General features: G+C 63.4%; 9 protein-coding genes and 1 tRNA gene. 4 read left to right on the forward strand and 6 right to left on the reverse strand.

The window, feature by feature from the left end:
* Nucleotides 1–7 precede the first annotated feature (7 nt).
* A complete protein-coding gene (locus tag KUW62_RS18960) occupies nt 8–691 on the forward strand; it encodes a helix-turn-helix transcriptional regulator (RefSeq protein ID WP_224817179.1) in 684 nt (227 codons plus the stop codon).
* Nucleotides 692–756: 65 nt separating this feature from the next.
* Here the strand turns inward: KUW62_RS18960 and nusG are convergent, their stop codons facing one another.
* On the reverse strand, nt 757–1290 hold the full coding sequence (gene nusG / locus KUW62_RS18965; RefSeq protein ID WP_224817180.1) for a transcription termination/antitermination protein NusG: 534 nt from the start codon (nt 1288–1290) through the stop codon (nt 757–759).
* 189 nt (nt 1291–1479) lie between these two features.
* The gene (gene secE, locus KUW62_RS18970; RefSeq protein ID WP_224817181.1) at nt 1480–1674 is read right to left on the reverse strand and encodes a preprotein translocase subunit SecE; all 195 of its coding nucleotides are present in this window, start codon (nt 1672–1674) and stop codon (nt 1480–1482) included.
* Between the two features lie 87 nt (nt 1675–1761).
* Between secE and KUW62_RS18975 the strand changes: the two genes are divergently transcribed.
* Nucleotides 1762–2229, forward strand: a complete 468-nt coding sequence (locus tag KUW62_RS18975; RefSeq protein WP_224817182.1) for a YdcF family protein — start codon at nt 1762–1764, stop codon at nt 2227–2229.
* Between the two features lie 6 nt (nt 2230–2235).
* On the opposite strand, the gene KUW62_RS18980 is transcribed toward KUW62_RS18975, so the two are convergent.
* Nucleotides 2236–3048 carry an alpha/beta hydrolase gene (locus KUW62_RS18980; protein ID WP_224817183.1) on the reverse strand — a complete coding sequence of 271 codons (813 nt, stop codon included), beginning with the start codon at nt 3046–3048 and terminating at the stop codon, nt 2236–2238.
* 40 nt (nt 3049–3088) lie between these two features.
* Nucleotides 3089–3164: transfer RNA gene (locus KUW62_RS18985), tRNA-Trp, on the reverse strand.
* 126 nt (nt 3165–3290) lie between these two features.
* On the opposite strand from KUW62_RS18985, the gene KUW62_RS18990 reads away from it, so the two are divergent.
* Nucleotides 3291–3560: a hypothetical protein gene (locus tag KUW62_RS18990; protein WP_224817184.1), complete on the forward strand. Its 270-nt coding sequence runs from the start codon at nt 3291–3293 to the stop codon at nt 3558–3560.
* Between the two features lie 172 nt (nt 3561–3732).
* A complete protein-coding gene (locus KUW62_RS18995; RefSeq protein ID WP_224817185.1) occupies nt 3733–4356 on the forward strand; it encodes a hypothetical protein in 624 nt (207 codons plus the stop codon).
* A gap of 158 nt (nt 4357–4514) precedes the next feature.
* Here KUW62_RS18995 and KUW62_RS19000 read toward each other — a convergent pair whose 3' ends face one another.
* Nucleotides 4515–5768, reverse strand: a complete 1254-nt coding sequence (locus KUW62_RS19000; RefSeq protein ID WP_224817186.1) for an adenylate/guanylate cyclase domain-containing protein — start codon at nt 5766–5768, stop codon at nt 4515–4517.
* A gap of 419 nt (nt 5769–6187) precedes the next feature.
* The gene (locus tag KUW62_RS19005) at nt 6188–6526 is read right to left on the reverse strand and encodes a hypothetical protein (RefSeq protein ID WP_224817187.1); all 339 of its coding nucleotides are present in this window, start codon (nt 6524–6526) and stop codon (nt 6188–6190) included.
* Nucleotides 6527–6983 lie beyond the last annotated feature (457 nt).

The following is a 6983-nucleotide window of genomic DNA, read 5'->3' on the forward strand; positions in this document are numbered from 1 at the left end:
TCGAACTATGAAAGAAGGCCCCGACATCGCCCGTATCGCCGCGCTGATCGGCGATCCCGCCCGCGCCAATATGCTGACCACGTTGATGAGCGGGAAGGCCCTGACCGTCAGCGAATTGGCGGAGGAGGCGGGTGTCACGATCCAGACCGCCAGCTCTCACCTGTCCAAGCTCGACGATGGACGCCTCCTGCGTCCGCGCAAACAGGGGCGACACAAGTATTTCTCCCTGGCCAGCGACGATGTCGCCCATGTCCTCGAGGCGTTGATGGGCTTGGCCGCCGGGGCGGGGCAACTGCGCAAGCGCCCCGGTCCCAAGGATGCCGCGCTGCGCCAAGCGCGCGTGTGCTACAATCACCTGGCCGGCGACAAGGGCACGCAGATGTTCGACAGCCTGATGGGCCACGGGCACCTGGCGCTGGAAGGCGACAACCTGCGCCTGACACCATCCGGCACGGAATTCGTGGCCGGGTTGGAGATCGACCTCGACGCCTTGCGCAAGGCCCGCGCGCCGCTTTGCCGGGAATGCCTGGACTGGAGCGAACGGCGGTCCCACCTCGCGGGCAGCCTGGGGCGCGCCTTCCTCACCCGGTTCGAGGAGATGTCATGGGCCAGCCGCGATCCCAAAACCCGCGTCGTCGCGTTCACGCGCCATGGGGCCGACGCATTCGCAAAGCTCTTCGCGGTCCCCTGATCCGCAGGTCGCAACGCAAAAGGCCGCCCCGATGGAGCGGCCTTTCAATCAAATCACGGCAATCGTCAGCTCTGCTTGCTGACCTGCGTGTATTCCAGCTCCACCGGCGTGGCGCGGCCGAAGATCGACACCGTCACCTTCAGGCGCTGGTTGTCCTCGTCCACTTCCTCGACCATGCCGTCGAAATCCTCGAACGGGCCATCGTTGACCTTGACCTTCTCGCCAACCTCGAACGTGATAGTGGACCGCGGCGCGGCCTCGCCTTCCTCCACGCGGTTGAGGATCGCGTTCACCTCCTCGTCGCGCATCGGCATCGGGCGGCCCTGCGGGCCCAGGAATCCCGTGACCCGCTGGATGGAATTGATGACGTGATAGCCTGCGTCGGTCATCTCCATGCGCACCAGCACGTAGCCGGGCATGAAGCGGCGGGGCACAGTGACTTTCTTGCCCCGGCGGATCTCGATCACGTCCTCTTCGGGAACCAAGACCTCTTCGATCACGTCCTCCAGGCCCTTTTCGGCCACGGCGGTGCGGATCTGCTCCGCGATGCGCTTCTCAAAGTTCGACAGGACCGAGACCGAATACCAACGCTTCGCCATGACATTTCCCATTTCTCACCGGATCCGCACGCGAACCCAAAATCATCCCAAGGGCCGCATCGGCCCGATTCTCCCCGCTGGACAGGGATAGTAGGCGCTGCGCGCCTGGGTCCGTGTCAGTCTGTAGGGAGTTGGGGGCGGATTACCGCCTCGGGCGCCGAAACGCAAGGGCCGTTGCGGCGGTTCGGATCAGCTTCCGAAATAGGTCAGTACGAATTCCAAACCGTTGCGGATCAACCAATCCACGCCAAAGAAGAAGATCGCGGCGACCACGGCCATCACGAAGACCATCGCGGTGGTGACAAGCACTTCCCGACGGGTCGGCCAGACGACCTTCGCCACTTCCGAGCGGGTCTGTTGCAGAAACTGGAACGGGTTGGCCATGATGGAGTCACTTCCTTGGATCGGTTGCGATATACGCATGGGGCCGCTGCCTTGCAAGGCGGGGCCTGAACAGAAGGGCGCGGCGCATTGACCGCTATCATGATCCTCGGCGCGGCGGTCTGGGCCGATGGGCCGTCGCCGACCCTGCGCAGGCGGACGCTGCACGGCGCCGCCTTGTTTCACCAGGGCCGCGGCGATGCGATCATCGTCTGCGGTGGCCTGGGACGGCATCCGCCCTCCGAAGCGCGTGTGATGGCCGACCTCCTGATCGCCGACAGCGTGCCGGAGGCCGCGATCCATCGGGAGGACCGATCCACCAACACCGCCCAGAACATCGCCTTCGCCCTTCCGATCCTGCGCGACCTCGGGGTCCGCGACGTGGTGATCGTGTCCGATGCCTACCACCTGCCCCGCGCCCGCCTGATCGCGCGGCGTCACGGGCTTCGGGTCACCGTCAGTGCTCCGCCGCGCGGGACCGCCCGCCTCTGGCCGCAGATCAAGGGTTGGCTGCGCGAAGGGCCCGGTATTCTGGCCGTGCTGCTCCGCATCCGTTGAACCGCGTTACCTGTCGCCCCGGACCCGCTGAATAAACGCAATCTCGCTTTGCCACAGGCTTGGGTCGAACAGCACCTCGTGCCCCGCCCCCGGCATGCTGACGAAGTCCGTCCCCTCCGGCGCGGCTTGGTACAATGCCTCTCCCGACCGATGGGGCACAACACGGTCCTCCGTGCCGTGCTGGATCAGGATCGGCGCCTCCACTGCGCCAATGTGATCGACGCTGCGAAACCGGTCGCGCATCAACAGACGCACCGGCAACCACGGATAGATATCGGCGGCCAGGTCGTCCGCGGCGGAATAGGGCGCCCCCAGCACCAAGGCCCCCACCGGGTGCCGGGCGGCCAGTTGAACCGCCACCCCGGTGCCAAGGGACGCGCCCGCGATCACGATATCCTCGGGCGCAACGCCCCTGTCGCGCAGCCAGCCATAGGCGGCCTCCGCATCCGCGTGCAGCCCCGCCTCGGACGGTCGCCCGGTGCTGCCGCCATACCCCCGGTAGGACACGAACAGGACCCCGAACCCGGCCGCCCGATACGCCGCGAAGCGCCCTGACCTGTGCGCCATCTCTCCGCCATTGCCATGAAAGAACAGAACGGTCGGCTGACCGGCATCGGCCTCGGCGTACCACAGGACAAGAACCTCCCCGTCCGCCGTCTCCACCGCCTCGACGCGCGCATCCGGCACACCCACCGCCTCGGGCGGCGGATTGTCGTTGGTCGGGAAATACATGAACCGGCGCTGGCCCAGATACATGCCGAGCGCGATCAGGACATAGAAGGCGACCGCGCCGACGGCCAAGAGGATCAAGATACGCATTGCACCCAAATATCCGGAGGTCGGTTCGGCCGATCGGGCCTGGCAGGGGCGGAGGGACTCGAACCCCCGACCGTCGGATTTGGAATCCGGTGCTCTACCAACTGAGCTACACCCCTAGACCGAGCGCCGGATTAGGCCGATTTCCAAACCGTGTCCAGATGCGAGCTACGGTTTTCCCCACCATGTCGGTAGATTCTGATATGCTATGCTCGGTTCGATTACCCCTTCTGGAGACCCCTATTATGCGTTCGATTGTTCTGACCCTTTCCCTTGCCATGGCCCTGCCGATGATCCCGACCGTCGCCGCCGCCGACAGCCACAGCTGCAACCAGCTCCGCCAGACCGTGTTCAACCGCGCGCCCTCGATCTCCCGCGACTTGCCGTTCGGCGCGCTCACCTGCGACGGGATCAGCGCCATTCACCTGCTTCTGATCCGTCGCAACACCTACACGCCGTTCGATATGAATCAGCGGATCGAGGCGATTTTCCGGGGTGAGGGCCTGATCCGGTAAGCCTTAACAGAAGCGTGACGACCAAAAATTATCAATCCTTTTCAAGAACGTAGGCGGCTTTTTTGGGCCGCCTGCGATTTTTCTTCGGAACTTCTTTCGCCCGGCGACGTCCTCTCCCCGACTGTCGCAATCAAGCGGCGGACGACGAAAAATACCTTGAAGGAGAATTCCTATGAAACGCCTGATGCTTGCCACAACCGCAGCCCTCGCTATCGCTGCACCTGCCGCAGCTCAGACGAGCGCCGAAGCCACCGTCGAGCGTACGCTGATGACGATGGGCTACGAGCAGGCCACCATCGACATGCTGACCGACGAACAGGTCAATGCCCTGTTCCTGACCATCACATCCGAAGGTCAGAGCGAAGTCCGCACCCTGCTGGAAAGCTACGAGCTGACCCAGGCCGATGGTCCCGAAGGCCTCTATGACACCGCACGCGACGATGACACCATGGCCGTCGTTCAGTCGACGCTGATGGAAAACGGTTACGCCCCCGGTGTCGTAAACCTGCTGACCGACGCTGAATACACCGAGCTGTTCCTGGCCGCGACGTCCGAAGATCAGACCGGCGTGGACGAAGTGATCTCCGGTTTCGAATTTGCCGTGGATGACGCCGGTAACATGTCCATGGACAGCAACGCTCAGATCCGCGTGGTCAACGCCCTCGAAGCGCGTGGCTTCACCGCCGAGCAGATCGCCATGGTCGACGATGCCGAGAAAACGGAAATCTTCATCGCCCTGACCTCGGGTGACGAAACGGACATCGACGAAGCCATCACGAGCGCAATGAACTCGTAATCGCTTGCGATACCGACAGAACAGGCCGCCCCCGGGGGCGGCCTTTTTCGTGTGCCGACCTCCGCGCCCCACCGCGAGAGAGGTGCAGACCACCCAAATGCGCAACTCGCACAAATGCACACCCTTGGCGCAGGTCTACCTATGTCCTCGCTCTTCCTTCAGGCCCGCCCGGTCAGCCACCACGTCTCGACCGGCCCCACGCCCTTCACCTCGGTCTCACCCCGTTTCTCGAACGTGAAGTCGTCCCCCAATTGCGCGCGCGCGGCCGGCGTCAGCAGGATACGGCCCGGCGCGCTGCAACTCTCCATGCGGCTGGCGACGTTCACCGTCTCTCCCCAGACGTCATAGAACAGCTTCCGGTTGCCGATCACCCCGGCCACGACCGGGCCCACATGCATCCCGATCCTGATCTGCAGCCCGTCCGGCACGATGGAGGCATGGGCTTCCGCGATTTCCAACATATCAAGCGCCATGTTCGCCGCCCGGTGCGCCGGGTCGCCGACCGAATTCGGCATGCCAGCGGCCACCATGTAAGCATCGCCGATGGTCTTGATCTTCTCCAGGTCCAGCCGATCCGCCAGCGCGTCAAAGGCGCGGAAGACCCGGTTGAGGACCTGCACGACCTCCTGCGGGTCCAGCTTCGCCGCGATCGGCGTGAAATTGGCGATGTCGGCAAAGACGATCGCGACGTTCGGCAGACTATCCGCGATGGTCGTGTGGGGCTCCGCCTTCAGACGCCGCGCAATCTCCTGCGGCAGCAAGGTGTAAAGCAGATCCTCCGACCGCCCGTATTCGACCTCCAGCGCCCGCTCCGCCGTGTCGGCATATAGGAAGCCCACATAGACCCCAAGCGCCACATAGGCCGTGACGATGACGAAGGCGCTCACCTGGAGGAATGTCAGGAGGCCGTCCCCCACCCTGATGAAGGCTGCCGGTTCGGTCAGCATCACCTCGGAATACACCAGCGCCGCGGCGCATATCGCCGTCAGCCCGACCAGCGGCCCCACGCGCCGGGTGCCGAAACAGACGATTGCGATAGCCGGTATGCTCAGGAAATAGAGGTGCAGCCCCGAATCGCGCCCCAACATCCACACCAGAAGCGCCTGAACGATAACCGCCAGACCCGCGCCGTACACCCACGCCGCCACCTCGTTTCGCGCCGCGATGAAGGGCCACGCGACGATCAGGCAGAACAGAAGCGCCACGAGCGCGGCGGGCCATAACCCCCGCGCATCGCTCATCAGGTAGAGGGCCGCATAAGACAGGCCCGAGATCGGGATGAGGGCCGAAAGACCGTTCAACGTACGCCGCTGCCGCAATTCCGGCCCGCTGAGATCCCCGGTCCCGTAATTGATGAACCACGCCAGCCTTTTGGGAAGCTGCCATTCGCGGCGATCGGCACGCTCTTGCATGGTGAAGACCCTCCCAAGGCGAGGTGCTGACCCCAATGGCAAGCATATGCACTCCCCACGACGCGCCAAGGTGTTTCTGCGCAGCGTGGCGCCCCCGGCCCGTGGGAACCGATACGGCCCGCTGTTGTGCGCCCGCGCGTAGACCGGGCGGTGGCCCGGGGGACCGGTCGGGCGGGGCTTGTCCCGCCGTGTTACCGAACGCCGCCGTCAGCGGGCCTGGGACCGGCGATCCAAAACGATGAGCAAGGCACTTTATGGCAGCCAAGTCATCGTTCAGAAGGAACGGAGCGCCTGCGTCAACCAAATCGCCGGGCCCCCGACAGGCCCGTCGATGGCGGGGCGGGCAAGCCCGCTGTTAACCCGCTGGGGCGCGTCGCAGATAGAGAGCGTTGATCTTCGACCATCAAATATCGAATTGATCACTCATCTAGTCGAAAGAAATCCCCACTACGAATGTCATCCATCAAGCGCCTCGCGGCCAAGTTGGGAATCCAAGTCGCATCCATCTTGGGGCGATCCGACAGGAGATCATTGAATTCGACGTAAAGAGGAAAGATCCAATCGTCATTGTTTTGCGCCGTTATGCGCCCTCCATCCGCTTTGAACGCATCCAATTCAAGCACGTAAGTGATCAGCCTATCCGTTAAGTCTGGCCTGCCGATTATGCGACGGCGAAGTTCATCATAGTCGGCTTGTGTGAGAACGCGTTCCTCACCACCGTCAACGATACGCCGCTCGATTATTTCGTCCGCCGTCATTGCAGCAGCGTCGCAGTGTTCTCGCACACGCACAACAGACCAATTCTGCGGACAACGCATCGCCCGCCGCTTCTCAAGCCCCGTGGCTGTCCGCGCATCAGTCACCGTCTGAGGGCGCATAGGCAAGCCGCATTCCAGCTCTTTCTAGCCTTTAGGCCAAGACTTGTCCCGCCATCTCGCCCCGTTCCCTCGGATTAACAGGGGATTAACGGAATTGGGCTTTTCGTTTTGGAACGGGTGCTTAACCCCGGGTTGCAGCCTTGCAACCGAGCGACTGCCCAAGCAAAAGGCCCCGCCGGTGGGGCGGGGCCTTCTTCAACTGGCAACCGGGTGCTGACCTCTGTTCTCGGGATCATTTGGCTATGCCAATTGACCCTGCCACCCGGCACCTTCTGGCCAGAGTTTCCTATGGAAACTCGACCTGGCCTTTCATGACAAAGGGGCCCGAAGGCCCCTT

Source organism: Hasllibacter sp. MH4015, assembly GCF_020177575.1.
In the GTDB taxonomy this organism is placed as follows: domain Bacteria; phylum Pseudomonadota; class Alphaproteobacteria; order Rhodobacterales; family Rhodobacteraceae; genus Gymnodinialimonas.